Source organism: Gemmatimonadota bacterium (genome assembly GCA_009692115.1).
Classification (GTDB): domain Bacteria; phylum Gemmatimonadota; class Gemmatimonadetes; order Gemmatimonadales; family GWC2-71-9; genus SHZU01.
Genome location: SHZU01000013.1, coordinates 29979 through 52623, shown reverse-complemented (window position 1 = coordinate 52623; position 22645 = coordinate 29979). Strand labels below are relative to the sequence as shown.

Here is a 22645-nt window from a genome sequence, read left to right as displayed (position 1 = left end):
AACTTGTTGGGTAGACTAACCTTCCGCGCGCCTCATCCGGTCGATGCAGGCTCGGCTCTGTCCCCACAATTTGGACGCAAACCGCATGGATAGTCGCCCCGTACGCGCGTGGCGCGCGTGGCTGGCTCGGGCCCTCGGGCTCGGACTTTTGGTGTTTGTGGCGGCCTGCGCGAAGGACTACCCGCAGACCACTCTCGCTCCGGCATCCGACATCACCCGGATGATCGACAGCCTGTTCCGCACCACGTTCTGGTGGGCGGCCGCGGTGTTTGTCCTGGTGGAAGGCGCGTTGGTGTATGCCCTCTGGCGGTTCCGGGCCAAGCCGAACGATCCGAAGCCGGAGCAGAGCCACGGTAACACCACGATCGAGATTGCCTGGACCGTGATTCCCGCCATCATCCTGGTCTTTATCGCGATTCCGACCGTTCGAACCATCTTCAAGACCTCATTGCCGGCCCCGAACCCCGAGGTTGAGGTTGAGGTCATCGGCCATCAGTGGTGGTGGGAATACCGGTATCCGAAGCTCGGCGTCGTGACCGCCAATGAGTTGGTGGTGCCCCAGGGCAAGATGGTGGGGCTTCGGATGTGGAGCGCGGATGTGCTCCACAGCTTCTGGTCGCCGCAGTTGGCGTCGAAGCGCGATGTCTTCCCGATCTTCTCCAAGACCAAGTTCAAGAAGGTCAACCCGCTCTGGTTTACGGCCGACACGGTCGGCGACTACACGGGGCAGTGTGCCGAGCTCTGCGGGATTCAACATGCCCGGATGGGCCTTCGGGTCATCGTCAAGAGCCAAGCGGATTTTGATCAATGGGTTGTCGCCAGCCGAGTCGGGTCGCCGCTGGTGAACGGGGCCAAGGTCGATCCCGGGCTCGACAGCGCCTGGAAGACCGACACCATTCACACCAAGGGTCAGGCGGCGTTCCTTGCCGGAGGTTGCATCAGCTGCCACGCGATGGTCGGGACTCCGCTCGCCGGGGCGCTGAAGCTCCGGGGCCCGAATCTGAGCCACCTTGGCGCCCGCACCACGATCGGCGCCAACATGTACGAGAACACTCCGACCAACTTGGCGAGGTGGCTTCGGGATCCCCAGGGCATGAAGCAGGGAAGTCACATGATTCTTCCGCGCCCGTTGACTGAAACGGAGATTACGGCCTTGGTGGCCTATCTCCGCATGCACAAGTAAGGCGAGGAACGACGACCATGGCTACCTCGGTACTCGAGCACCGCGCGCCCGCGACGGCGCACAATTTTCCCAAGACCGGGTTGTGGAGCTGGATCACGACGGTCGACCACAAGCGGATCGGCATTCTCTATGGCGCCACCGCGTTCATCTTCTTTCTCCTCGGCGGCGTTGAAGCCCTGATCCTGCGGCTCCAGTTGATGGGGCCGAACGGCAAGTTGGTCGATCCGGATACCTACAACGCGCTCTTCACGATGCACGGCACCACCATGATCTTCTTGGGTGTGATGCCGCTGAGTGCCGCCTTCTTCAACTACTTCATCCCGATCCAGATTGGGGCCCGGGACGTGGCGTTTCCGCGGCTCAACGCCTTCAGTTACTGGGTGTTCCTGCTGGGCGGCATCTTCATCAACGTCAGCTTTCTGGTGGGCGCGCCGCCCGATGGGGGGTGGTTCGGCTATGCCAACCTGACCAGCAGCCGGGTCATGGAAGCCACCGCCGCCGCGCCGTCGCCGGGCATGAACATCGACTTCTGGGTTATTGGCCTGCAAATCCTCGGCATCGCATCCATTGCCGCGGCCCTCAATTTCTTCGTGACGATCGTCAACCTCCGGGCGCCGGGCATGAAGCTGCTCCGGATGCCGATGTTCGTTTGGATGAGCTTCGTCGTCCAAGTGCTGTTGCTGCTCGCCTTCCCGGTCATCACGGTGGCGTTGGTGTACCTGATGATGGACCGGAACTTCGGGTCGAGCTTCTTCATGCCAGATGGCGGCGGCGATCCGATCATGTGGCAGCACTTGTTCTGGATTTTCGGCCACCCGGAAGTGTACATCCTGATCTTGCCGGCCTTCGGGATTGCGTCGGAGGTGCTGCCGGTTTTTTCCCGGAAGCCGCTGTTCGGATACACCGCCATGGTGTTCTCGGGCATCTTCATCGGGTTCGTCGGCTTCGGGGTCTGGAGCCATCACATGTTCGCGACCGGCATGGGGCCGTTTGCCGACACGTTTTTTTCGCTCGCGACGATGGTGATCGCGATCCCGACCGGGGTCAAGATCTTCAACTGGATCGGGACCATGTGGGGCGGGTCGCTCCGGTACACCTCGGCGATGATGTTTTCGATCGCCATGGTGGCGCTGTTCATCATCGGCGGGTTGTCGGGCGTGATGCACGCCTCGCCGCCGGCCGACCTTCAGCAGACCGACACCTATTTCATCGTGGCCCACTTCCACTACGTCTTGTTCGGCGGATCGATCTTCGGGCTCACCTCGGGCGCCTACTATTGGTGGCCGAAGATGTTCGGCCGGTTGCTCGATGAGGGGCTTGGCAAAGTCCACTTCTGGCTGATGTTCGTCGGTATGAACGTCACGTTCTTCCCAATGCATATCCTTGGCCTCAACGGGATGCCTCGCCGGGTGTACACCTATCCCGAGGGCCTCAATTTCGAGTTTTGGAACCAGATCGAGACGGTGGGTGCCTTCTTGATCGCGGCGGCGTTCCTGGTGTTCATCGTCAATATCATCAAGACGTGGATGGGGCCGGCCAACGCCCCGGCCGATCCGTGGCACGGCGCCACCCTCGAGTGGTCGATTCCGTCGCCGCCGCAGGAATTCAACTTCCCGAAGCTCCCGGTGGTCGGCAGCTCGATGCCCCAGTGGGATGCTCGCCGGGCGGCTGGCGGGCATTTGCCGGAGCCGGCCCTGGTCAGCGGCGCCGACATCCCGATGCCGAATCCTTCGTACTGGCCGTTGGTTACTGCGATCGGGGTCAATTTGGTGCTCGGGAGTTTGCTATTCGTCCGACTGTGGCCGCATTGGTGGATGGCCACGATCGCGAGCGCGCTGCTGCTGTTCGTCGGCGCGTTCAAGTGGGCTTTCGAGCCGACCGGGCACTAACCAGGAATTCGGAGACTAGATACCGTGGCTCACGCTGCTACTGCCCCCGCCCCTGGCGAAATCGACGAGCACCACTGGACCGCAACCGGCCTCAACAGCCGGAAGGTGGCGATTTGGGCCTTCATCGGCTCCGAATGCCTGTTCTTCGCTTCCCTGATCTCGACCTACCTCGTGTACCGCGGGAAGAGCCTGGTCGGGCCGCTTCCGCATGAGGAGTCGCAGTGCATGCTGCACGGGAAGATGCAGGCCTGCGACCCGATCTTCTCGATTCCTTTGGTGACCTTCGGCACCGCGGTCCTCCTGTTCAGTTCCTTCTTCGTCGTGCTGGCGCTGAACGGTGCCCAGCGGGGCGACCGGAAAGCGCTGCTGACCTGGCTCACGGCCACGGTGATCTGCGGCTTGTTCTTCATCGGGATGCAGGTCTACGAGTTCAATCATTTCTACCACAAGGGACTCGGGTACAGTACCAATCTGTTCGGCTCGACCTTCTACACGCTGACCGGATTTCATGGCGCCCACGTGACCCTTGGCGGCATTTGGCTCACGACCATGTTGATCCTGGCGGTTCGCGGCAAGGTGCCGCCCGAGAAGTCGCTCAATCTGGAGATGGCCGCGCTCTACTGGCACTTCGTCGACGTGGTCTGGATCGTGATCTTCCCCGTCGTCTACCTGATGCGCTAACCGGGATACCATCGAATGCACGCTCATGCAACAGAGGGACACGCTGCCGGGGATCACTCTCATCCGACCCCGGCGTTGTACCTCAAGGTGGCGGTGGTGCTCTTTGTCCTCACCGCCCTCGAGGTTCTGGCGTACGAAGTAGGCCGTCGGCCAACCTGGCCCCTGCATGCGCTGGTCGAGCCGCTGGTCGTGCCGATCCTGCTGATTCTGTCGGCGGCCAAGTTCGCGCTGGTGGCCATGTTCTACATGCACTTGAAACAGGACTCGAAGTTGTTCACCAACCTCTTCGTCTGGCCGATCATCCTGGCGGCGGCGGTTATCATGGGGTTGATTGTACTCGAGATCCTTTGGCTCAAGGCGTCCTTCTAGTCCACCTGACCGTGGGGGCGGGTGCAAGGCCCGCCCCGGTGTCCCGCCGCATTGTCGTTTGCCCTGCCCCCGACCGAACCCGAGAAGCCTGGAGCCCCTATGACGACCCGGAGTCCCTTCGTGCTGATCCTGATCCTGGCCCTGGTGGCCTCGCGATCCGGATCAGCCCAAGCGCCCAAGCCACTGGGTCGCTTTGAACAAACCGCTCGTGATCTGTTGCGGGAGTTGGTCGAGATCAATACGTCGGAGAGTGTCGGGAGTACCGCCAAGGCGGCCCACGCGATGGCCGCCCGGCTCAAGGCTGCCGGCTTTCCGGATTCGGATGTCGTGGTCGTGGAGCATGTGACCCGGAAGGGCAATCTCGTGGCGCGGCTCCGTGGCCGGCCCACCGGGAAGAAGCCGATTCTGTTGCTGTCCCACATCGATGTCGTCGAGGCGAAGCCGGAAGACTGGACCCTCCCGCCGTACACCTTCACTGAGAAGGATGGCGTCTTTTACGGGCGCGGCGTGGCGGACAACAAGGACGAAGCCGCCATCCATCTCGCCCTGATCATGCGGATGAAGGCGGAGGGCTTCGTGCCCGACCGGGACATCATCGTGGCCCTCACGGCCGATGAGGAAGGCGGCCCTGCCAACGGCGTCGAGTGGCTGCTCCAGAACCGGCGGGCCCTGATCGATGCCGAGTTCGCCTTCAATGAGGGCGGCGGGGGCCGGGTTCGCGACGGCGTCAAGCTCTCCAACGACGTGCAGGCCAGCGAAAAGAAGGTGGCGAGTTTCGTCCTCGAAAGCACCAACTCGGGCGGTCACAGCTCCGTTCCGGTCAAGGACAACGCCATCACCCACTTGGCCGACGCCCTCGTCAAGCTCGGCGGCTTCGACTTCCCGGTCCGTCTCAACGAAATCACCAAGGCTTACTTTGCCCGGTCCGCGGCCGTGACCCAGGGCCGGGTGTCGGCCGCCATGACGGCGATCGCCAACAATCCAGCCGATGCGGAGGCCGCCCGCGTCTTGTCCGAAGATCCGCGGTACAACTCCCAGCTTAGAACCACCTGTGTCGCGACGATGCTCGAGGGCGGCCATGCGCGGAATGCGCTGCCGCAGCGGGCCCGGGCCCACGTCAATTGCCGGGTCCTGCCTGACGAGTCTCCGGAGGACGTCCAGCGAACCCTCGAACGAGTCGTTGCCAACCCCAAGGTCACCATCACCGAGCAGGGCACCGCCCGCAACACGCCTCCCTCCCCGCTGACGGCGGATCTCATGGGACAGATCGAGCGGGTGTCGGGTCAGTTGTGGCCCGGGGTGCCGATCATTCCGACGATGAGCACCGGGGCCACCGACGGTGTGTACCTAAGGAATTCCGGCATCCCGACCTATGGGGTTTCCGGCTTGTTCTACACCGACCCCAACGCCCACGGGATGAATGAAAAGATTTCGGCCGAAGCGTTCTACCAGGGTCTCGAGTTCATGTTCCGGCTGGTCAAGAGTATTACCGCGCCCGGCGTCAGCTGAGGCCTGGTGACCCGATCGTGACGACTGCCCGCCAAGATTCGTCCGGGAGGTTCCGATGGAAGTCATTGGTTTGTTGGCATTGGTGATGAGTCAGGCCGGGCCGCCGTTGATCATCGGCCACCGGGGGGCCAGCGGCTACCGGCCGGAGCACACGCTCGAATCATATCGTCTGGCGATTGCGCAGGGCGCCGACGTGATCGAACCGGACCTGGTCATGACTCGGGACCGGATCCTGGTGGCGCGCCACGAAAATGAGCTCGGCGCCACCACCGACGCCGCGCGGAAGTTCCCCGACCGTCAACGCACCAAGGTGATCGACGGCCAGTCGACGACCGGCTGGTTCGTCGAAGATTTCACGCTGGCCGAGATCAAAACGCTCCGCGCCCGGGAGCGCCTGGCGTTTCGGTCCCACCGGTTCGACGGCCAGTTCGACGTGCCGACGTTCGAGGAAATTCTTGGGTTGGTCCGCCAGGAAGAGCGGCGGCTCGGCCGGCGGATCGGCGTCTATCCCGAAACCAAGCATCCGACCTATCATGGGTCACTCGGTCTTCCGATCACGGACTCCTTGCTGTCGGTCTTGGCGCGGCACGGATATCGGGGTCCCTCCGATCCGGTTTTCGTTCAGTCGTTCGAGTCAGGCAACCTGCGCGCCGCCCGTGGGCACACCAAACTTCGACTGGTTCTCTTGATCGAGGCGGCCGGACCGCTGACTACGCCGGCCGGCCTCCGGGAGATCGCGACGTTTGCCGACGGGATCGGCCCCTCGAAAGATTTGATCCAGCCGATCGAGCCGGATGGCCGCCTCGGCCTGCCCACGTCGTTGGTGGCGGATGCCCACGCGGCGGGGCTCTTCGTCCATGTCTGGACGCTCCGGGCCGATTCGTCCTTCCTGCCGAAAGGCTATGACGGGGATCCGGAAGCGGAAGTCCGGCGAATGGTGGAACTCGGGGTGGACGGCTTCTTCACCGACTTTCCCGATATTGCCAGGCGGGTCGTCTCAGCCCGGGCCGGCGGCCGTCCTCGGCCACTGCCCTAACGCGTATCGGAGTTGGATGATCTGACCGCGGTGATAGCTGTTATGTGTCATCAACTGCCAGAGCACTGACTCGACCGTGCTACCCGCCTTGGGGCTCACGATTCGGCTCAGGGTCGAAGCCCGGGCATCGGCCAGGGTCGTCATCTGATCGAGGTTGGTCCGGAGCAGGGCCAATTCATGGCGCCACACCACGTCGTCTTCGGGGGGTTCGGCCGGGCCCCTTCGATCGCCTTCAGACCGAAATCGATCCAGTAGTTGAGGTGGCCGCCCTGCTGCCAGATGGTATGGGGCAAATGGAGCACCCGTCGCCCCGCGAGTTCCCAGGTCAGGTCCTCGACGGCCGCGATTGGGTCGACGTGCGACCCGGTTCCGTGGATCAAATCCTTGAGCGCGTTCATGCCTACAAGCTGTCAGCCGGCGCCGAATCGCGCCAGGTCGTGATGGCCGCGGCAATGGTGGTTTCGTAGTTGCCCCGGGATTCGTCGCCAAACAACGACCCTGCCGCCGCGCCCTTGGCCTCGTCCTCGCCGGTCTCGAACGCTTCCAATCGGAACGGCTCGGCGGGGAGGGCGGCATAGGTGGGGAATTGGTCCTGGATCGGGCATCCGTTTTCGATCACATCGCCGGACTCGATGACCATGCCGAGACCCATGACCCGACAGACGAAAGGCCGGTGCTCGTAAATCGTACAAGCACCCTGGTCGTCGAGGGCGGGGCAGGGTTCCGTCGCGAGGGCGTCGGTCAGTTGGTCGAATCGTGCCTCTCCGATGGCGGCGACGTCGTATGGCCGGCCCCACGACGGTTCGAGTCGGTTCATCAGGGCGACTTGGGCCTCGGCCCGGGCCAGGACGCCGGCCCTCACCGTCGAATCAAGCCGGCTCACGGCCAGGGCGACCAGTGCCGCATCGGCTACCGAGATGTCAAAGGGCCCCAGGCAACAGGCCGTGCACCCCGACCGGCAGGGAATCACCCCGGGATGGCGGGCCGCGGCGCCGGCCTGCCACCGATCGAGCTGGTTGAGGAGCGGGAGGTACCGCGGTGTGGTCACCCGGTGCGATCCATGGTGGAGGCCCCTTCGGCCATGACCAGGATCCACCCGGCGATCAGGGCGACCCCGCCGACCGGCGTGACGGCACCGAGCCACCGATGGCCGGTCAGGACCAGCGCGTAGAGGCTTCCGGAAAAGACCAAAATCCCCGATCCAAACGCTCGCGCCGCCCAGCTGAGACGGGGCGCCGGGTGCCGCTCGATCCACGCCGCGAGCCCGAGCAGCGCCACGGCGTGGAACATCTGATAGCGGGCGGCGGTTTCGAAGATGGCGAGATCGGCGGGGGCGAGACGGGCCGCCAGCAGGTGGGCCCCGAAGGCGCCGAGCCCGACGCCTAACGCGCCGGCCAGCCCGGCCATCGCCAGGACCGTTCGGGCGTTCACTCGGTCGCCGCCGGCGGCGTCGGCACCTCGACCCCCATGCCCATGGCATGGTACCCGTTGTCGACGTACATGACCGTACCGGTGATCCCGGCGGCCAACGGACTGGCCAGGAACGCCGCGGCGTTCCCGACATCGGTGGCCTCGAACTCCCGGGTCAGCGGGCTGTGCTGTTTGGTGTAGCTGATCATCCGGTCGATCAACCCGATGGCGCTGGCCGCTCGGGAAGCATAGGGTCCGGCCGAAATCGTATTGACCCGGACCCCGAACCGCCGGCCGGCTTCGAATGCCAACGTCCGGGTGTCGGACTCGAGGGCCGCCTTGGCCGACGACATGCCGCCGCCATAGCCCGGGATGACCCGCTCGCTCGCCATGTAGGTGAGCGAGAGAAACGACCCATTCGGCCGCATCAGGGGCGCCAGATGGCGGACCAGGGAGATGTTGCTGTAGGCGCTGACGCTGATGGCGGCCAGGTAGCCCTGGCGGCTGGTGTCCAGCAGGGGCGACTTCACTTCCGGTCCGTTGGCCAAGCTATGGACCACGATGTCGAGGCACGAGGGTCCGAAATCCGCCGCGAGCCGATCCGTGAGGCCCCGAATCGAGAAATCGCCCCGCTCCTTGTATCGCTTGTTCTCCCGGACTTCGGCCGGCGCGTCTTCCAGGACGTCAAAGGCCGCGTCGAGGGGATAGATCCGTTCGAAAACCAACTTGGTCCCGGCGGCGAGGGTCATCGAGTCATCCATCTTGCCGCGGTCGAGCATCTTCTCGAAAATGCCCATGGCGGGCGGCCAGGTTCCGACGCACACCGTGGCCCCGGCTTCCACCAGCGCCTTGGCGATGGCAAATCCAAAGCCCCCGTCATCGGCCACTCCAGCGACGAAGGCGCGTTTGCCGCGAAGATCAATGGCGAGCATGGTCATCTCCTAAGTGTCGGAGCGGAGCACCGCCAGCGGCGGTCGCTTGAGAACCTCGGCGCTGCTCCACAATCCAACCAGCAACGTGAGGAGGACGAGCAGAGCGGTCAAGCCGGTCAGCGAACCCAACGGCAGGTCATAGCGGGCCTCGAAGACCCATTTGGCCAAGGCCCATCCTGCCACGGCCGACAGTACGATGGCTACGGTCGCGGCCAGCAGGCCGAGCGCGACGTATTCCGCCACCAAGATCCGGAGAACTTGGCGGCGAGTGGCGCCCAGGGTCTTGAGCAAGACGCCTTCGCGAAGCCGCTGGAGCCGGGCCGTCGTGACCGCTCCGATCAGCACGATGGTGCCGGCCGCCACGCTGAACAGGGCCAGAAACCGGACGGCGAGGGCGGCCTTGGCCAGGACCCCTTCGATCGCTTCTTGGATCTGGGAGAGATCGATGGCCGCCACGTTGGGGAATTGCTCGGCAATCTGGCGTTGCACTTGGCCGCGGACGGCGGCGCTGTCGACCCGGGTCAAGGTCACCAGCATCTGGGGCGCTTGTTCGAGGACTCCGGATTCGAAGACGATGAAGAAGTTGGTTTGGAATCGCCCCCAGTCGATCTGGCGCAGGTTGACGACTTTGCTGGGTACCTGCACGCCCTGGACGTCCCAGACGATCTCGTCCCCAATCGTCACGCCGAGGTCGCGGGCCAGGTCGGCATCCACCGAAATCCGGGCGGGTCCGTCGCCGCGAGGACCCGACCACCAGGTGCCGGCCACCAGCTTTTCGCTGTCGGTGATCGAATCGCGGTAGGTCGAGCGATACTCGCGGCGGACGGCCCACCCGCCCGGCCGGCGCTGGCGGGGCGCTTCTTCCTCGGCCTCGGTGGTGTCGCGGGGTACGCTGTCGGGAACCACCGGTACCGGTACGCCCTTGAGCGAGGCGACTCGCATCGGCACGATCGGCACCGGGGCGCTCCCGGGATGACCGGCCGCTGTGAGAACGGAGTCGACGCCCGCCGCCTGGTCGCGCTGGATATCGAAAAACATCAGGTTCGGGCGCCCGGCGGCGCTGGTGTCGCCACCGACCTGGAATTCCCGGAGCAGATTGTGCTGGACCAGGAACAGCGTGGCCAACAGAAACGCCCCGAAACCGAGGGCCAGCACGACCGTGGCGGTTTGGTTGGACGGCCGGTAGAGGTTGGCCAATCCTTGTCGGTACAGATAGGGCAACCGCCGCGGAAACCATCGCCGCAGGGCCGCGATCAGCCCGAGCGCGGCGAGCCAGAGGACCAACACCACCACGCCGACACCGCCGGCGAAGATCGCCCCGTCGCGGAGATTTTGGACCTGAACCGCCGAGAGTCCGATGACGCTCAATGCCAGGAGCCCGAATGCGGCCCAGGCCAACGGGTCGGCCCGGCCCGGGGCCGGTTCGTAGGCACTCCTCAAGGTCACGAGCGGCGAGACCCGGCGGACCCCAAGCAGCGGCAGCAAGGCAAAGACGAGGGCCACCCAGAGTCCGAGCCCGATCCCGACGATCAGGGATTGGGGTGCCATGGCGACCTTGACATCGACCGGCAGGAAATCCTTCACCAAGAAAGGCAGCAGCTGCTGAATGCTGACCCCGAGCGCCGCCCCAACCAGGCTGCCTAACGCTCCCATGGCGAGTGCCTGGACCAGGTACGCCAGGAACACCTGGGCCGACGTGGCGCCCAGGCACCGAAGGACCGCGATCGTGTCGAGTTTCTTCCGGATGAACAAATGGGTGGCGCTGGCCACGCCGAGGCCGCCGAGCAACAGCGCCACCAGGGCCACCAGCCCGAGGTAGTTGCCGAGCCGGGTCAGCGAGTCGGTGAGGTTCTCGCGATCGTCCTCCACCGTCCGGATCCGGTAGCGAATTTCCCGGAGCGGCAAGCGCCGTTGGTCGGCAATGGTCTGGGCCTTGGTTGGATCGGGGAGCTTGACGAACACCTCGTACTCCGCCCGCGATCCGAACTGCAGCAGGTTGGTGGCCGGAAGATCGGCGGCGGCAATGAAGACCCGAGGGCCGATCGAGGTGGCCACCCCGATGTCGCCCGGGATGTTGCTGACTGTGGCGTCGATGACGAACCGGGCTTGGCCGAGCGTCAGGGTGTCGCCGACCACGGCCCTGAGGGCGGTAAGCAGGGATGGATCGACCACGGCGCGTCCGCCGACCGCGACCGAGCCCCAGCGCCCCGCGGGCGAGGTCACGATATCGCCGTAGTACGGATAGCCGGGCTCGAGGGCCCGGACTTGGACCAGGCGAACCCCGGCGGTCCGGGCCACGTAGGCCATTCCGGCAAAACTGGTGACCCGAGCGGCGGCCCCCCGGGTGCCAGTGGCCGAGTCACCCTTGATCAGGGTATCGACGAGCCGCTCGATCTGATCGGGAAAGGCTTTGCGGCCCGAAATCGCGACATCCGCGCCGAGCAGGGTTTTGGCCTGGGCACTGACCGAGGTGCGGAGATTGTCGGTGAACCCGTTGATGGCCACCAAGGCCGCGACGCCGGCCGCCACCGAACCCACCAGGAGACTCAAGCGCCGACGTGACGCCCGGGTTTCCCGCCACGCCAATTTGAAGACGAACTTGAGGTTCATGGAATGGTCACGTCTTCGACCACGTTCCCGTCGGCAAGCCGGATCATCCGATGGGCCTTCGAGGCCAGTTCGCGGTCGTGAGTCACGAGAACAAGGGTGGTCCCCAACTCGCGGTTGAGGCCCATCATCAAGTCGATGATGCTGGACCCGTTCTTGGCGTCGAGGTTACCGGTCGGTTCGTCGGCAAAGAGGATCTGGGGCCGGGAGGCAAACGCCCTGGCCAATGCCACCCGTTGCTGTTCTCCGCCCGAGAGTTGGGCCGGGTAGTGATGGCCCCGATCGCCGAGCCCCACCCGGCTGAGCAGGTCCTGGGCCCGTTCTTCGGCCGGTTCATCCCGGAGCTCGAGCGGGACCTGGACGTTTTCCCGGGCGGTCAGGGTCGAAATCAGGTGGAATTGCTGAAACACGAAGCCCACCTTCTGGGACCGGAGAATGGCCCGTTGGTCCTCCGTCATGCCCCCGAGGTCGTGCCCGTCGAGCTCGATGGTTCCCGAACTGGGGCGGTCCAACCCGGCCAGGAGGCCGAGCAGGGTGGTCTTGCCGCTTCCCGAGGGGCCGACGATGGCGAGGAAGCCCCCGCGCTCGAGGGCGAACGTGATATTGTTCAGGACCGTAAGGGACCGACCCCCCGACACGTAGGTCTGGGTGAGTCCCTGGCACTTGAGCATTGGTTCTATGGATAAGCTCATACGTGGCTCAATAATAGTGAGATCCGCCCTCGGTTTCATTGCCGCCGGCCTGCTTGGGGGCTGCGGTGACTCGGGGCGGAATCCTCCTCCGCCAGAGCCCCCGGCGGCCGAGTCGGTTCGGGAACCGCCGACCATGGCTGGGATCCCGGAAGACTCCACGCCGCTCGTTGTGTTCGTCGGGACCAGTCTGACGGCCGGCTATGGGTTGCCGGACCCGAAGCTCGCCTATCCGGCCCTGATTCAGCGAAAGATCGACTCCCTGGGCTTGGGCTACCGCACCGTCAATGCAGGGGTCAGCGGCGAGACCTCGGCTGGGGCGCTTCGGCGGATGGGCTGGGTTCTGGATCGGGGCAACATCGCTGTGGTCATGGTGGAAACCGGGGCCAATGACGGGCTGCGGGGGCAGAACCCTGACAGCACCCGGGCCAATATCCAAGCGATCTTCGATCGGGTTCGGGCCCTCGAACCGGCGCCCAAGTTGGTGCTGACGGGCATGGAGGCCATGCCGAACCTGGGGCAGGCCTACATCACCAAGTTCCGGACCCTGTTCCCCGAGTTGGCCCAGGCCAACGGGGCGAGCTTCATTCCGTTTCTGCTCGAGGGGGTGGCCGGGGTTGATTCTTTGAACCAGGCCGACGGAATTCACCCAACGCAGAGGGGTCAGGAGTTGGTCGCGGCCACCGTCTGGAAGACGATCCGCCCGCTGCTTACCGCGCCGTCACGATGAAGGTGACAGTACCGAGTGGAGTCGTCGCCTGAAATCGCTGCGGTCCCGGGGTCGGGGCCCGGCGGATGGTCGTGGAGGCCAAGCCGGATGAATCCGTCCCCGGGATCCCTCCAACCGAGCCGCCATCCCGTGCCGCCCAGATGACGGTTTCGTCGCCCACTGGGTTGTTGAAGGCATCCAAGACCAGCACCTGGAGCGACGAGAGCGGTGTCGAACCCGCCGCTCGCGGTGTGACAGGTGGCTTCACCGCGGAACGGTTGGTCCTGCCGGACCGCATTCCGAAGTCGTTCGACCACCAGCGGTTCGTCGAGGATCGTGACCAGCTGGTCGATACCCTTCCCGTCGAGGTCCAAGAGCGGGACGCCGACCAGGTTGGCAAAGGCCTGATTGGCGAAGCGAACCCGGTCTCGGTCGATGACGAGGAGGGGTTCCGTCGCATGCGGGGCGGCCAACTGGGATGGGAAATCCGCCTCGGCGCTCATGGGCTCGGTTTCACGATAGGGATAGGGATAGAGGTGCCTCCACCGGTTGACCAGCGTCTCTGGCTCTCCCTACTCTTCTCGTGATGAACTTTTTCGATTCCCGGCACCAGCGGGCCGCCCTGGTCCTCGGGTTGCTAACCGTGGGCTTGGCCCTTGCCCTGGCGCCCTACGCCACCGGGTTGATCGCCGTGCCGGTGCTGTACGTCATTCTCGAGCCGGTTCATACCCGGCTGACGAAGTGGCTCAGTCCGGCCAAGTCGGCGGGCCTGGTGATTTTGCTCACCATCCTCCTGATCGTCATCCCGGGGGTTTCGCTCCTCAGCCTGATTCTCGGCCAAGCTCAAGGGATGGCCGGCAAAGTGATGGCCGGCCCCCTCCTGGATCGAATCCGGCTGCTCCAGCTTGGGCCGTTCGATGTCGGCGCCGAGTTGGTCCGGCTGGGCCAGACCGTAGTCGGTTGGCTCGGGAGTAACGCCTTTTCGCTGTTGGGCACGATGACCCGGTTGGCACTTAACATCCTGCTGGCGTTGTTCGGGTTGTTCTACCTGCTCCTCCAACCGAACGTCGTCTGGCATGCGGTCCGGCCGTATATCCCATTCTCCCCGGTCAACACGGACCGCCTTCGGGAGCGGTTCCGGGCGGTGGCGGTCTCGACGGTGATCGGCACCGGGGTGACGGCCGGGGCTCAGGGGATCGCGGCGGCGCTCGGCTTCGCGTTCACGGGGTTGCCCGACCCGTTGTTTTGGGGCGTGGTGACGGTGGTGTTCGCCATTCTTCCGGTGGTCGGGAGCGGGATGATCTGGGGCCCCGGGGTAGCCGTCCTGCTGTTCGACGGCCGGTTTGGTGCCGCCGGCTTCCTGGCGGCCTGGAGCATCGCGACGACTGGGGTAATCGACTACATCTTCCGGCCGCTCGTCTTCAATCGGTTTGCTCAGGTCCATCCCCTCATTACGCTGGTCGGGGCCGTGGCGGGCGTGAGTTACTTCGGCCTCCTGGGCCTCTTGGTCGGTCCGCTCGCGCTGTCGTACTTCTTCGAAATCTTGGGGATGTACCGGGAGGAATTCGTCAAGACGGGCAGCGCCAGCGGGTTCACCGACGAAGTCGCGACTGCTCCGCTGCCGACCGTGTCGCCGCCGCCACCTTCGCCGTGAAGGCAACCGCCAACCGAACCCTCGTATTCTGGGCGTTCGCGGCGATCTATCTCGTCTGGGGCTCGACCTATCTCGGGATTCAGATCGCGATCCACACCATGCCGCCATTTTTGCTGGCGGCTGCCCGGTTTCTGCTGGCCGGGACGATCCTGGTGGCCTGGGCCCGGTGGCAAGGCGAGGCGCTGCCCGACCTGGTTTCCTGGCGAACCGCCTCGATTCTCGGGACCCTGTTCTTCGTGTTGGGCAACGGGTTGGTCGTCTGGGCCGAGCAGCACGTGCCGTCGGGACGAACCGCGTTGTTGGCATCGACGTCGCCGATCTGGACGGTCATTTTGGAGAGCGCCCTCGATCGCTGGCGCCGCCCGCCGACTCGGGTCTTGGCCGGGATCGGGTTCGGGGTGATCGGCCTGGTCCTGTTGGCCGCGCCCGATGTCGGCACCACCAGCGGGGTCGTCTCGCTCGGGGGAATCATTGCGCTGTTAGGCGCTTCGGTGGCCTGGGCGGTGGGGTCGGTCTTCGCCCATCGGCACCACCTACCGGCCAGCCCCGCCATGGCCACCGGCATGAAGATGCTGGTCGGCGGCGCCCAACTCGTGGTGGTGGCGTTGGTGGCCGGTGAAACCCGGGGGTTCTCGGTCAGTCAGGTCTCACCAGGCTCGTGGGCGGCTTTTGCCTACCTGGTCATCTTCGGCAGCATCATCGGTTTTACGGCGTTTGCCTATCTGCTCCGGGTAACGACCCCACAAATGGTGGGCACCTCCGCGTATGTGAACCCGCTGGTGGCCGTCTTCCTCGGGTGGAGTTTGGCCAATGAGGCCCTCACCGGGCGGATGCTGCTCGGGGCGGTCATCAGCCTGGTCGGCGTCGTCCTGATTCGGGTTCCGGTTCACCACGAACCCGATCCGATCGAGGAGGAGGTTGGTACCCTGGAAACCGGCGAGTTTCCGGTTCCCCGGCGAGCGGAGTGAAAAAGAAAGGCCGTCCTCGGGGTGAGGACGGCCTTTCTACTTCGTGCCCTGCCGGCGAACTACTCGCCGGGGCGACCGATCTTGCTGGTACCGTTCGGGCCGGTCTCCGCGCAGGTGGCGGCGGGTTCCGGCGCCGCCGTCTCGATCTGGTTGAGTTCGACCCGGCGGTTCTGCGTCATGTCGTCGTCGGTGGTGTTGTCGGCGCTCGGCTTGCACTCGCTGAAGGCGCGAACCGTGGTCCGGCCCTTGTCGATGCCGCGCTTCACCAACTCGCGCTGGATGAACTCGCCCCGCTTCTGGGACAGCCAGGCATTGTACTTGACGCTGTTCCGCCAGTCGGTGTGCCCGTCGATGTAGACCCGGATCGTCTGGTCGGTCTTCATGTTCTCAGCCACCTGATCGAGCGACATCCGATCGACGCCGGCGGCCTCGTTGTACTGGTTGGTGCCGAACATGGCCCGGAGCATGACCGAGAGCCCGCTGACGGTGGCCGCGGCCCGATCCGAGGAACCGGAGCAGGTGGCCGTCACACCGTAATCGCCGCTCCGGCTCCAACTGTAGGTCCACGCCTGGGCGCTCGGGCTGCCTTCGGCGGCCACGGTGCACTCGTCGGCGCGCATGGCCCGGCTGTTTCCATCGGTCCAGTAGCCGGTAATCGCGTAGGTTGCCGATTCGCCCAGTTTGAGGTTCGAGGTCTTCGGGCTGATCTCGATCCGCGACAACCGCGCGGGCGGGGGCGGGGGGGTGACCGTGACGGTCGAGGTGTCGGCGTACTTGCCGTTCAACGTCGTCGCGACGACCCGGTAGGTGCCGGCGGTGTTCGAGCTGAACACGCCGTTCGGACCGATCGTGCCGCCCGGCATGACCGCGTAGGTCACTTGCGGCGTGGTGGAGGACCCGTCGCAGAGCCGGCCGGAGACGTTGAAGGCGACCGACTGGCCGGTTTGCACGCTGGCCGTGTTCCGCGTCAGGTCAATCCCTTCGAGCCGCTTGGTGCACTTCGAATTCTGGAAGATCGAGAGCCCGAGTTGCGCCGCCAAGTGGGTGTTGCTCGACGGATCGCCGACCGACGCCACCGGTCCGAGCGCCTGGACCTCGGTGCCTCCGTTGCGGGGGCTCGGCGTGAAGTCGAGCGTGCCGTCGCCGCGGAGGGAGAGCCAGCTGTTGACCTTGTAGCGAAGACCCACCAACCCGCCGACCCCGAAATCGTTACCGAAAATCGTCTTGACGGCGGCGTTGTTGGATTTCCCGTAGTAGTTGACCATCGGGCCGGCACCGAGCAGGAGGCTCGCCTTGGTGCCTAACGGAGCGTGATAGAGGCCCCGGAGATGGATCGGCGAGTGCCGGATCGGCGAACTGGCTTGCCCGGTGAAGTAATTCTTGAGATCGGTGGCGTTGAACGACGCGTCCGCCTCGAGCGAGAATTTCGGCGAGAGGAAGTACCCGAGACGGCCACCCGCACCGAAACTATTCTGGCTCTTGTTTGACGTGCTGAAGCTGCCGTCGTACTTGGTGTACCGACCGAAGCCGCCGATTTCGATCGTGCCCTTCTCCTGCGCTACGGCCGGGAGAGCAATGAACGCCAAGGCTCCCACCACTAGGAAGCTGCTTCGCATCTGGAGTTTACTCCTTCCAAGGGTTTTCGTCGCTCATCGCTTTTCGTAAGTAGTTGCAGTGCCACAAGATAGATGGATTTGACGGACGATGGTAGCCCTGGCCGGTCTGGGCTAGTTTATGAGCATGCTTTCCCTCCGCGCGATGGCCGCTCGTGGTTGGCCGCCACCGGATCGAAGCCGTTCAAGGCCGGGTCCGGGATGCGGTCGAGATCGAGGTCCTGCCGTAGGAACTTCCTGAAGTGCTCCGTCGTTGTACCGACTCACCGAAAGATGCTTTGCCATGTCGACGCCCCATCCATTAACCGTCCGGGAAGCCGCCGAGTCCCGGCGCGCCATCCGGAAGTACGTCCAGCAGCCCGTGCCGGAGGAGGACGTCCGCGAAATCCTCCGCCAGGTGAGCCTGGCGCCCTCACCGAACAACATTCAGCCGTGGCGGTTCGTGGTCGTCCGAGATCCGGCGCTCAGGCAGCAGCTCGAACCGGCGGTACTCAACCAGCGCCAAGTGCTCTCGACCCATTGTCTGATCGTGCTCTATGCCGACATGGAGGATGTCCTGGCGACATCCTCCGACATCGTCCATCCGGGCATCACCGGGGAGGCCCGGGTCAAGGCGCTGGCCGGGGTCACCAGGGAGTGGGACCGGCAGTCGGTCGAGGAACGGCAGCGGTTTGCCCACGGCATTGCCTACATCGCGTTAGGCTACCTGCTGCTGGCGGCGGAATCGATGGGCTACCGGACCTCCTCGATGTTGGGCTTCAAACCGGAGGAGGTCAAGTCGATTCTCGGGCTGCCGGACCACGTCACCATCCCAGCGGTGATCGCGATGGGGTTGGGAGACGAGCCGGGGTTTCCGCACCATCGTCACGCGGTGGACCGGATCGCCCGGTTTCGGTAGTCGCTCCGGAGGAGCCCCATCAGGAGCGAGTCTGAGATCTCGTCACCCACGATCCAGCGCTCCCGGAGCAGGCCTTCTCGGATGAACCCCTGGCGTTCGAGGACCCGAGTCGAGGCCTCGTTCCTGGGGTCGAGCTCCGCTTCGAGCCGGTGGAGGTCGAGGGTCTCGAATCCATACTCGACCAGGGCGGCCGTGGCCTCGGAGGCCAGGCCCTGGCCCCAAAACGGCCGGGCCAGGGCATAGCCGACTTCCGCCCGCCGGCACGGCCAATCGAAGTGCAACAGGTTTCCGGTGCCGATGACCTGATCGTCTTCGGGCCGCACCAGCCCCACCCGGAGTGCCGTGCCTGCGGCAAATTCCTTGGCGGCGCGTTCGATGGCGGCCAAAGCGTCGGCGGGGGTGCTCATCGGGGCGCGGCTCAGGTACCTGGTTACCAGTGGATCGGAGAACAAGGAAAAGATGGCGTCGGTGTCGGCTTCGGTCAGTGGCCTGAGCCGGAGCCGGCCAGTGGCCAGGGTCGGGACGCCGCGGGTGGAGTCGAATGCCATCGTTGGGTAGGCCTACGGTGAGACCGTGCGCCGTTTGGGGCGATTGACTCTGGCGTGGCTGGCCACCAGCTGCCACCGTCCCGCTGGCGTGCGATTGAAGATGACGGTCGTGTAGATCCCGACCCACTCGCTGTGGCGGCCTTCGATGTTCGGCTGGCGGATCCAACAGGGTCCGACGGCGGTGGCACCGAAGCGGTCGAAGTCGCACCGTTCGAGGTTCAGGGTCGAGATGCTGTCGTTGCTGGCGGCGATCGACTGCAGTCGCTCGGCTCGGCTAAGCGTGGTGACCGAGTCGCCCCCGCCGATGGCGAAGGTATAGCCGTTGGCGTAAATCCCACTGAGGGTTACGGTGTCGCGCGTCTGGAGGGCCTCGACGACTTGGCGGAACTTGGCGGTGAAGTCCGGGGTGGATCTGGTTTGAGCTAACGACAGTGAGACTGGGGCGAGGGACCGGGCGAGCCATGCCGCGTGCTTCATACTCTCTCCGGGGTACCTGAGGAGTCCGAACCGGGTCAGATCGTTGCGTCCGGACCCAATGTACCGTTTCGTTCCCGGGGGACAAGTTGGCGGCCGGGAGCCCTTGCGGTCGGGACCCCGGTGTTGCATGTTTATGCATTATGCATAACAAGACTCTCGCGCTCGCCTTTTCCGGCGGCCTCGACACCAGCTACTGCGTCCCGCGCCTCGCCGACCAGGGCTTCGTCGTCCACACCGTCTACGTCAATACCGGCGGCGCCGGCCCGGAAGAACTGGCCCAGATCCGCCGCCAAGCCATGGCCGTCGGCGCCGTTGAGCACCACGAAGTCGACGCCCGCCAGGCCGTGTTCGAACGGTTTGTCCGCTACCTGATCCAGGGCAACGTGCTCCGGGGCGAGGTCTACCCGTTGAGCGTGGCCGCCGAACGGACCCAACAGGCCCTGTCGGTGGTCGAAGTGGCCCGCCGGATCGGCGCGGGGTCGGTGGCCCACGGTTCCACCGGCGCCGGCAACGATCAGGTCCGGTTCGACATCGCGCTCCGGGTGCTGGCGCCGGAATTGGCCATCGTCACCCCGATCCGCGACGAGAGCCTCTCGCGCGATGCCGCCATCGCATACCTCGAAGCCCGGAAACTCCCGGTACCACCCAAGGCCGGAGCTTTCAGCATCAACAAAGGCCTCTGGGGCACCACCTGGGGTGGCGGCTGGACCCACGACACCTGGGCCGCCCCGCCGGCCGAGCTGCTCGATCCGCCCGCCGACGCGCCGGCGCCGCGAGACGTCGTGATCGGCTGGGAACAGGGTCTTCCGGTCAGCCTCGACGGCACCAAGCTCTCGCCACCCGATCTGATTGCCGCGATGAGCCGGGCCGCCGAATCGTTCGGGATCGGCCACAACATCCATGTCGGCGAAACGGCACTCGGCATCAAGGGCCGGATCGGCTTCGAAGCCGGCGCCGCCATCATCCTGATCACCGCGCACCGCGACCTGGAGAAGCTGGTCCTCACCAAGTGGCAGAGCTACTGGAAGGACCACCTGGCCCGGTTCTACGGCGACCGGCTCCACGAGGGTCTCTACTTTGATCCGGCACTCCGGGACATCGAAGCGCTGATCACCAGCTCGCAGCAGCGGGTCACCGGCGACACCCGGGTTCGGCTGGCGCCCGGCCGGTTCATGGTGACCGGGACCCGAAGTCCGTTCTCCCTGATGGACCGCTCGGTCGCCACCTACGGCGAGGAAAACCGGCTCTGGACCGGCGACGAAGCCCGGGCCTTTGCCCGGATCGGCGCCATCCCCTCATTGCTCGCGGCCAAGGTTGCCGCGAAAGGCGGCTGACGTGGTCCGGACCACGCGGGTCCGGCTCGACCGGATTGCCTCCTCGACCAAAAACGCCCGGCTCACGCCCGACGTGATTCTCGGCGACGAGATCGTGGCCGAGGAAGGGCGGATCCTGGCGGTCCGGATCCTGACCGACAAGTCGAGCTACAACACGGTCGAAGACCCGAGCGGGCGGATGATGGCGCTCCGGGCCGGCGATGTCCTGGCCGGCACGTTAGGCTCCCGCCGGGCGCTCCGTGGCTATGCCGGGGAGGTTCCCGCGTCCGTGGCGGTCGGTGACACGATCGACGTGCTCAACCTGGGCGGCATTCTCGGCCGGTGCACCTCGGTCAATCCCGACATCGGGCAGCCGTTCAAGGCGGAAGTGCTCGGCGCCGTGCTGGCCTTCCCGGAACTGGGCGACCGGATCGGCCGGCCGGCGACGATTCGAGACGGCGCGATTCCGACCGCCGACTCTCTTCTGTCGGACACACCGATCGTATTCGTGGCGGGCACCTGTATGAACGCCGGCAAGACCGTCGCGGCCACTGAGTTGGTCCGGGGCTTGTCACGCCGGGGGCTCAAGGTGGGCGCGGCCAAGCTCACCGGTGTGTCCTTGATGCGTGACACGCTCTCGATGCTCGACGCGGGGGCCATCGCGGCCCTGACGTTCAACGATGCCGGGATCGCGAGCACCCATCCAGGCCAAACCGTTGGGGTGGCCAAGGGTCTCCTCAACCGGCTCGGCAGCCGGCAAGCCGGATCGCCGGATGTAATCGTGGCGGAGTTGGGCGACGGTATCCTCGGCGAATACGGGGTCCAGGACATTCTGCTCGATGCTCAGTTGATGGCCGTGGCCGCCGCCCACGTGATGGCGGCCCCGGACCCGGTGGCATGCTGGGGCGCGGTGGAACTGTTCCGCGACCGCTTCAAGCTCCCGATTGCGGTGTTCACCGGCCCCGCCACCGACAATCAGGTCGGTCGCGACTTCATTGAGGGCACGCTCGGTTTGCCCTCCCACAATGCGCTCCGGGATGCCGGCGGGCTGGTTGATCGGATCGAACCCTTGGTCCGCTCGGCCATGGCCGCGGCAGGCCCCGTGGCGGCCGGTTGATGCGGGTCGCGGTCATCGGAGCGGCCGGCTACGCCGGCGGCGAGCTGCTCCGTCTCCTGTTCCAGCACCCGGACGTCTCCGAGGTCGTGGCCACCAGCCGGAGCCAGGCCGGCCGGCCGTTAGGCGATACCCACCCGGGGCTGGCCCATCTGGCCGAGGCCCGGTTCTCTGGAGCCGCTCCGGCGGAGGCAGCCCGGGGCATGGACGTGGTGTTCCTGGCGCTCGAACACGGCGAGTCCTCGAAGCTGATGGCCGAGATCGCGGATCAGGGCGCCGGGTTGATCGTCGACTTGGCCGCCGATTTCCGGATCCAAGACGGGCGGCTCTACCAGGCCTATTACGGGGCCCATCCGGCGCCCGGATTGGTCGCTCGGTTCCAATACGGACTGGCGGACGTCCGCGGCACCGATCTCAAGGGGGCTACGGCCATTGCGGCGCCGGGCTGTTTTGCCACGGCCTCCCAACTGGCGCTCTATCTGCTCCGCGCGGCGCCGCTGTCCTGCGAGCCGGCGATCTATGCCATTACCGGCTCGAGCGGCGCGGGCGTCCACCCGAAGCCAACGACCCATCATCCGGCCCGGGCTCACAACGTGTTCGCCTATTCGATGCTGGGCCACCGGCACGAAGCGGAGATGGCCGAACAATGGCGAGCCTGGACCGGTCGGAGCGGGGCCACGCCGCGGCTGATGTCGCACTCCGGCCCGTTTGTCCGGGGTATCTACGCCACCATCCACGCCCACTTGCGGGAGCCCGCGGGTGCGGCGGTGCTCGCGAGCGCGAAGACCGCTTTCCAGGGCCGGCCGTTCGTGCGGATGATCGACCGGCCGCCGGAGCTTACCCATGTGGTGGGCACCAACGATGCGCTGATTCACATCACCGCCACCGCCGATGGCCGCGAAGTGGCCGTCTCCGTGGCGATCGACAACTTGGTGAAGGGTGCCGGCGGCCAGGCCGTCCAGGCCATGAACTTGGCGCTCGGCCTCCCGGAAATTGCCGGACTCCGGGTGGCCTCCCCGTTTCCGATCTAATGCACACCACGAGGG

At 65.5% G+C, this 22645-nt stretch carries 23 protein-coding genes; 13 read left to right on the top strand and 10 right to left on the bottom strand.

All coding sequences use genetic code 11. The annotated features are described in order from the left end of the window. Nucleotides 1-43: 43 nt before the first annotated feature. The 6 genes from coxB (at nucleotide 44) to EXR94_13615 (ending at nucleotide 6667) form a co-directional block, all read left to right on the top strand. Nucleotides 44-1183, top strand: coding sequence for a cytochrome c oxidase subunit II (gene coxB / locus EXR94_13640; protein ID MSR03758.1), 1140 nt, complete (start codon nucleotides 44-46; stop codon nucleotides 1181-1183). 17 nt (nucleotides 1184-1200) lie between these two features. Beyond that, nucleotides 1201-3072, top strand: a complete 1872-nt coding sequence (gene ctaD / locus EXR94_13635; protein MSR03757.1) for a cytochrome c oxidase subunit I — start codon at nucleotides 1201-1203, stop codon at nucleotides 3070-3072. Nucleotides 3073-3078: 6 nt separating this feature from the next. Beyond that, nucleotides 3079-3753, top strand: a complete 675-nt coding sequence (locus EXR94_13630) for a cytochrome oxidase subunit III (GenBank protein ID MSR03756.1) — start codon at nucleotides 3079-3081, stop codon at nucleotides 3751-3753. Between the two features lie 15 nt (nucleotides 3754-3768). Further along, nucleotides 3769-4122: a cytochrome C oxidase subunit IV gene (locus EXR94_13625; GenBank protein MSR03755.1), complete on the top strand. Its 354-nt coding sequence runs from the start codon at nucleotides 3769-3771 to the stop codon at nucleotides 4120-4122. A gap of 99 nt (nucleotides 4123-4221) precedes the next feature. Further along, complete coding sequence (locus EXR94_13620; GenBank protein MSR03754.1) at nucleotides 4222-5631, top strand: M20/M25/M40 family metallo-hydrolase; 1410 nt, start codon at nucleotides 4222-4224, stop codon at nucleotides 5629-5631. A gap of 55 nt (nucleotides 5632-5686) precedes the next feature. Next, the gene (locus EXR94_13615) at nucleotides 5687-6667 is read left to right on the top strand and encodes a glycerophosphodiester phosphodiesterase (GenBank protein MSR03753.1); all 981 of its coding nucleotides are present in this window, start codon (nucleotides 5687-5689) and stop codon (nucleotides 6665-6667) included. Here the strand turns inward: EXR94_13615 and EXR94_13610 are convergent. Genes EXR94_13610 through EXR94_13585 form a run of 6 tightly spaced genes read right to left on the bottom strand, consistent with a single transcriptional unit; the run spans nucleotide 6629 to nucleotide 12347 of the window. Beyond that, nucleotides 6629-7243: a hypothetical protein gene (locus tag EXR94_13610; GenBank protein ID MSR03752.1), complete on the bottom strand. Its 615-nt coding sequence runs from the start codon at nucleotides 7241-7243 to the stop codon at nucleotides 6629-6631. The two genes, EXR94_13615 and EXR94_13610, sit on opposite strands and share 39 nt — an antisense overlap. After that, nucleotides 7068-7922 (bottom strand): YkgJ family cysteine cluster protein, encoded by an 855-nt coding sequence (locus EXR94_13605; GenBank protein ID MSR03751.1) that lies wholly within the window; start codon nucleotides 7920-7922, stop codon nucleotides 7068-7070. The genes EXR94_13610 and EXR94_13605 overlap by 176 nt, the downstream gene beginning before the upstream one ends. After that, a complete protein-coding gene (locus EXR94_13600) occupies nucleotides 7712-8074 on the bottom strand; it encodes a DUF423 domain-containing protein (protein MSR03750.1) in 363 nt (120 codons plus the stop codon). Before EXR94_13600 ends, EXR94_13605 begins: the two co-directional genes overlap by 211 nt. 20 nt (nucleotides 8075-8094) lie before the next feature. Beyond that, on the bottom strand, nucleotides 8095-9009 hold the full coding sequence (locus tag EXR94_13595; GenBank protein ID MSR03749.1) for an enoyl-[acyl-carrier-protein] reductase: 915 nt from the start codon (nucleotides 9007-9009) through the stop codon (nucleotides 8095-8097). Nucleotides 9010-9018: 9 nt separating this feature from the next. Next, nucleotides 9019-11619, bottom strand: a complete 2601-nt coding sequence (locus EXR94_13590) for an FtsX-like permease family protein (GenBank protein MSR03748.1) — start codon at nucleotides 11617-11619, stop codon at nucleotides 9019-9021. Beyond that, nucleotides 11616-12347 (bottom strand): ABC transporter ATP-binding protein, encoded by a 732-nt coding sequence (locus EXR94_13585; GenBank protein MSR03747.1) that lies wholly within the window; start codon nucleotides 12345-12347, stop codon nucleotides 11616-11618. The genes EXR94_13590 and EXR94_13585 overlap by 4 nt, the downstream gene beginning before the upstream one ends. Here EXR94_13585 and EXR94_13580 point away from each other — a divergent pair. Further along, nucleotides 12295-13035, top strand: a complete 741-nt coding sequence (locus tag EXR94_13580; GenBank protein ID MSR03746.1) for an arylesterase — start codon at nucleotides 12295-12297, stop codon at nucleotides 13033-13035. The genes EXR94_13585 and EXR94_13580 overlap by 53 nt on opposite strands. Here EXR94_13580 and EXR94_13575 read toward each other — a convergent pair. Then, on the bottom strand, nucleotides 12969-13517 hold the full coding sequence (locus EXR94_13575; protein MSR03745.1) for a PAS domain-containing protein: 549 nt from the start codon (nucleotides 13515-13517) through the stop codon (nucleotides 12969-12971). The genes EXR94_13580 and EXR94_13575 overlap by 67 nt on opposite strands. Nucleotides 13518-13600: 83 nt before the next feature. Between EXR94_13575 and EXR94_13570 the strand changes: the two genes are divergently transcribed. Both EXR94_13570 and EXR94_13565 read left to right on the top strand, forming a co-directional pair. Continuing rightward, nucleotides 13601-14668, top strand: a complete 1068-nt coding sequence (locus EXR94_13570) for an AI-2E family transporter (GenBank protein ID MSR03744.1) — start codon at nucleotides 13601-13603, stop codon at nucleotides 14666-14668. Then, the gene (locus EXR94_13565) at nucleotides 14260-15636 is read left to right on the top strand and encodes a hypothetical protein (GenBank protein ID MSR03743.1); all 1377 of its coding nucleotides are present in this window, start codon (nucleotides 14260-14262) and stop codon (nucleotides 15634-15636) included. Before EXR94_13570 ends, EXR94_13565 begins: the two co-directional genes overlap by 409 nt. A 59-nt stretch (nucleotides 15637-15695) precedes the next feature. On the opposite strand, the gene EXR94_13560 is transcribed toward EXR94_13565, so the two are convergent. After that, nucleotides 15696-17252: an OmpA family protein gene (locus EXR94_13560; GenBank protein MSR03742.1), complete on the bottom strand. Its 1557-nt coding sequence runs from the start codon at nucleotides 17250-17252 to the stop codon at nucleotides 15696-15698. A gap of 280 nt (nucleotides 17253-17532) precedes the next feature. Between EXR94_13560 and EXR94_13555 the strand changes: the two genes are divergently transcribed. Further along, entirely contained in the window at nucleotides 17533-18147 is a 615-nt protein-coding gene (locus EXR94_13555) for a nitroreductase family protein (GenBank protein MSR03741.1), read from the top strand. On the opposite strand, the gene EXR94_13550 is transcribed toward EXR94_13555, so the two are convergent. Both EXR94_13550 and EXR94_13545 read right to left on the bottom strand, forming a co-directional pair. Continuing rightward, nucleotides 18114-18695, bottom strand: coding sequence for an N-acetyltransferase (locus EXR94_13550; GenBank protein ID MSR03740.1), 582 nt, complete (start codon nucleotides 18693-18695; stop codon nucleotides 18114-18116). The genes EXR94_13555 and EXR94_13550 overlap by 34 nt on opposite strands. Before the next feature lie 12 nt (nucleotides 18696-18707). After that, nucleotides 18708-19172 carry a nuclear transport factor 2 family protein gene (locus EXR94_13545; GenBank protein MSR03739.1) on the bottom strand — a complete coding sequence of 155 codons (465 nt, stop codon included), beginning with the start codon at nucleotides 19170-19172 and terminating at the stop codon, nucleotides 18708-18710. Between the two features lie 140 nt (nucleotides 19173-19312). On the opposite strand from EXR94_13545, the gene argG reads away from it, so the two are divergent. Genes argG through argC form a run of 3 tightly spaced genes read left to right on the top strand, consistent with a single transcriptional unit; the run spans nucleotide 19313 to nucleotide 22630 of the window. After that, nucleotides 19313-20506: an argininosuccinate synthase gene (gene argG, locus EXR94_13540; protein ID MSR03738.1), complete on the top strand. Its 1194-nt coding sequence runs from the start codon at nucleotides 19313-19315 to the stop codon at nucleotides 20504-20506. A gap of 1 nt (nucleotide 20507) precedes the next feature. Beyond that, complete coding sequence (locus EXR94_13535; GenBank protein ID MSR03737.1) at nucleotides 20508-21602, top strand: hypothetical protein; 1095 nt, start codon at nucleotides 20508-20510, stop codon at nucleotides 21600-21602. Further along, nucleotides 21602-22630: an N-acetyl-gamma-glutamyl-phosphate reductase gene (gene argC / locus EXR94_13530; GenBank protein MSR03736.1), complete on the top strand. Its 1029-nt coding sequence runs from the start codon at nucleotides 21602-21604 to the stop codon at nucleotides 22628-22630. Before EXR94_13535 ends, argC begins: the two co-directional genes overlap by 1 nt. Nucleotides 22631-22645 lie beyond the last annotated feature (15 nt).

Excerpts from the sequence above, each read along its gene's own strand:
- EXR94_13600 (MSR03750.1), bottom strand. The coding sequence starts at position 8,074 with ATGGCCGGGCTGGCCGGCGCGTTAGGCGTCGGGCTCGGCGCCTTCGGG.
- EXR94_13625 (MSR03755.1), top strand. The coding sequence starts at position 3,769 with ATGCACGCTCATGCAACAGAGGGACACGCTGCCGGGGATCACTCTCAT.
- EXR94_13610 (MSR03752.1), bottom strand. The coding sequence starts at position 7,243 with ATGCCGCCCTCCCCGCCGAGCCGTTCCGATTGGAAGCGTTCGAGACCG.
- ctaD (MSR03757.1), top strand. The coding sequence starts at position 1,201 with ATGGCTACCTCGGTACTCGAGCACCGCGCGCCCGCGACGGCGCACAAT.
- argG (MSR03738.1), top strand. The coding sequence starts at position 19,313 with ATGCATAACAAGACTCTCGCGCTCGCCTTTTCCGGCGGCCTCGACACC.
- EXR94_13620 (MSR03754.1), top strand. The coding sequence starts at position 4,222 with ATGACGACCCGGAGTCCCTTCGTGCTGATCCTGATCCTGGCCCTGGTG.
- EXR94_13560 (MSR03742.1), bottom strand. The coding sequence starts at position 17,252 with ATGCGAAGCAGCTTCCTAGTGGTGGGAGCCTTGGCGTTCATTGCTCTC.
- EXR94_13585 (MSR03747.1), bottom strand. The coding sequence starts at position 12,347 with ATGAAACCGAGGGCGGATCTCACTATTATTGAGCCACGTATGAGCTTA.
- EXR94_13555 (MSR03741.1), top strand. The coding sequence starts at position 17,533 with ATGTCGACGCCCCATCCATTAACCGTCCGGGAAGCCGCCGAGTCCCGG.
- EXR94_13550 (MSR03740.1), bottom strand. The coding sequence starts at position 18,695 with ATGGCATTCGACTCCACCCGCGGCGTCCCGACCCTGGCCACTGGCCGG.
- EXR94_13570 (MSR03744.1), top strand. The coding sequence starts at position 13,601 with ATGAACTTTTTCGATTCCCGGCACCAGCGGGCCGCCCTGGTCCTCGGG.
- EXR94_13590 (MSR03748.1), bottom strand. The coding sequence starts at position 11,619 with ATGAACCTCAAGTTCGTCTTCAAATTGGCGTGGCGGGAAACCCGGGCG.
- EXR94_13575 (MSR03745.1), bottom strand. The coding sequence starts at position 13,517 with ATGAGCGCCGAGGCGGATTTCCCATCCCAGTTGGCCGCCCCGCATGCG.
- coxB (MSR03758.1), top strand. The coding sequence starts at position 44 with ATGCAGGCTCGGCTCTGTCCCCACAATTTGGACGCAAACCGCATGGAT.
- argC (MSR03736.1), top strand. The coding sequence starts at position 21,602 with ATGCGGGTCGCGGTCATCGGAGCGGCCGGCTACGCCGGCGGCGAGCTG.
- EXR94_13595 (MSR03749.1), bottom strand. The coding sequence starts at position 9,009 with ATGCTCGCCATTGATCTTCGCGGCAAACGCGCCTTCGTCGCTGGAGTG.
- EXR94_13615 (MSR03753.1), top strand. The coding sequence starts at position 5,687 with ATGGAAGTCATTGGTTTGTTGGCATTGGTGATGAGTCAGGCCGGGCCG.
- EXR94_13545 (MSR03739.1), bottom strand. The coding sequence starts at position 19,172 with ATGAAGCACGCGGCATGGCTCGCCCGGTCCCTCGCCCCAGTCTCACTG.
- EXR94_13580 (MSR03746.1), top strand. The coding sequence starts at position 12,295 with ATGGATAAGCTCATACGTGGCTCAATAATAGTGAGATCCGCCCTCGGT.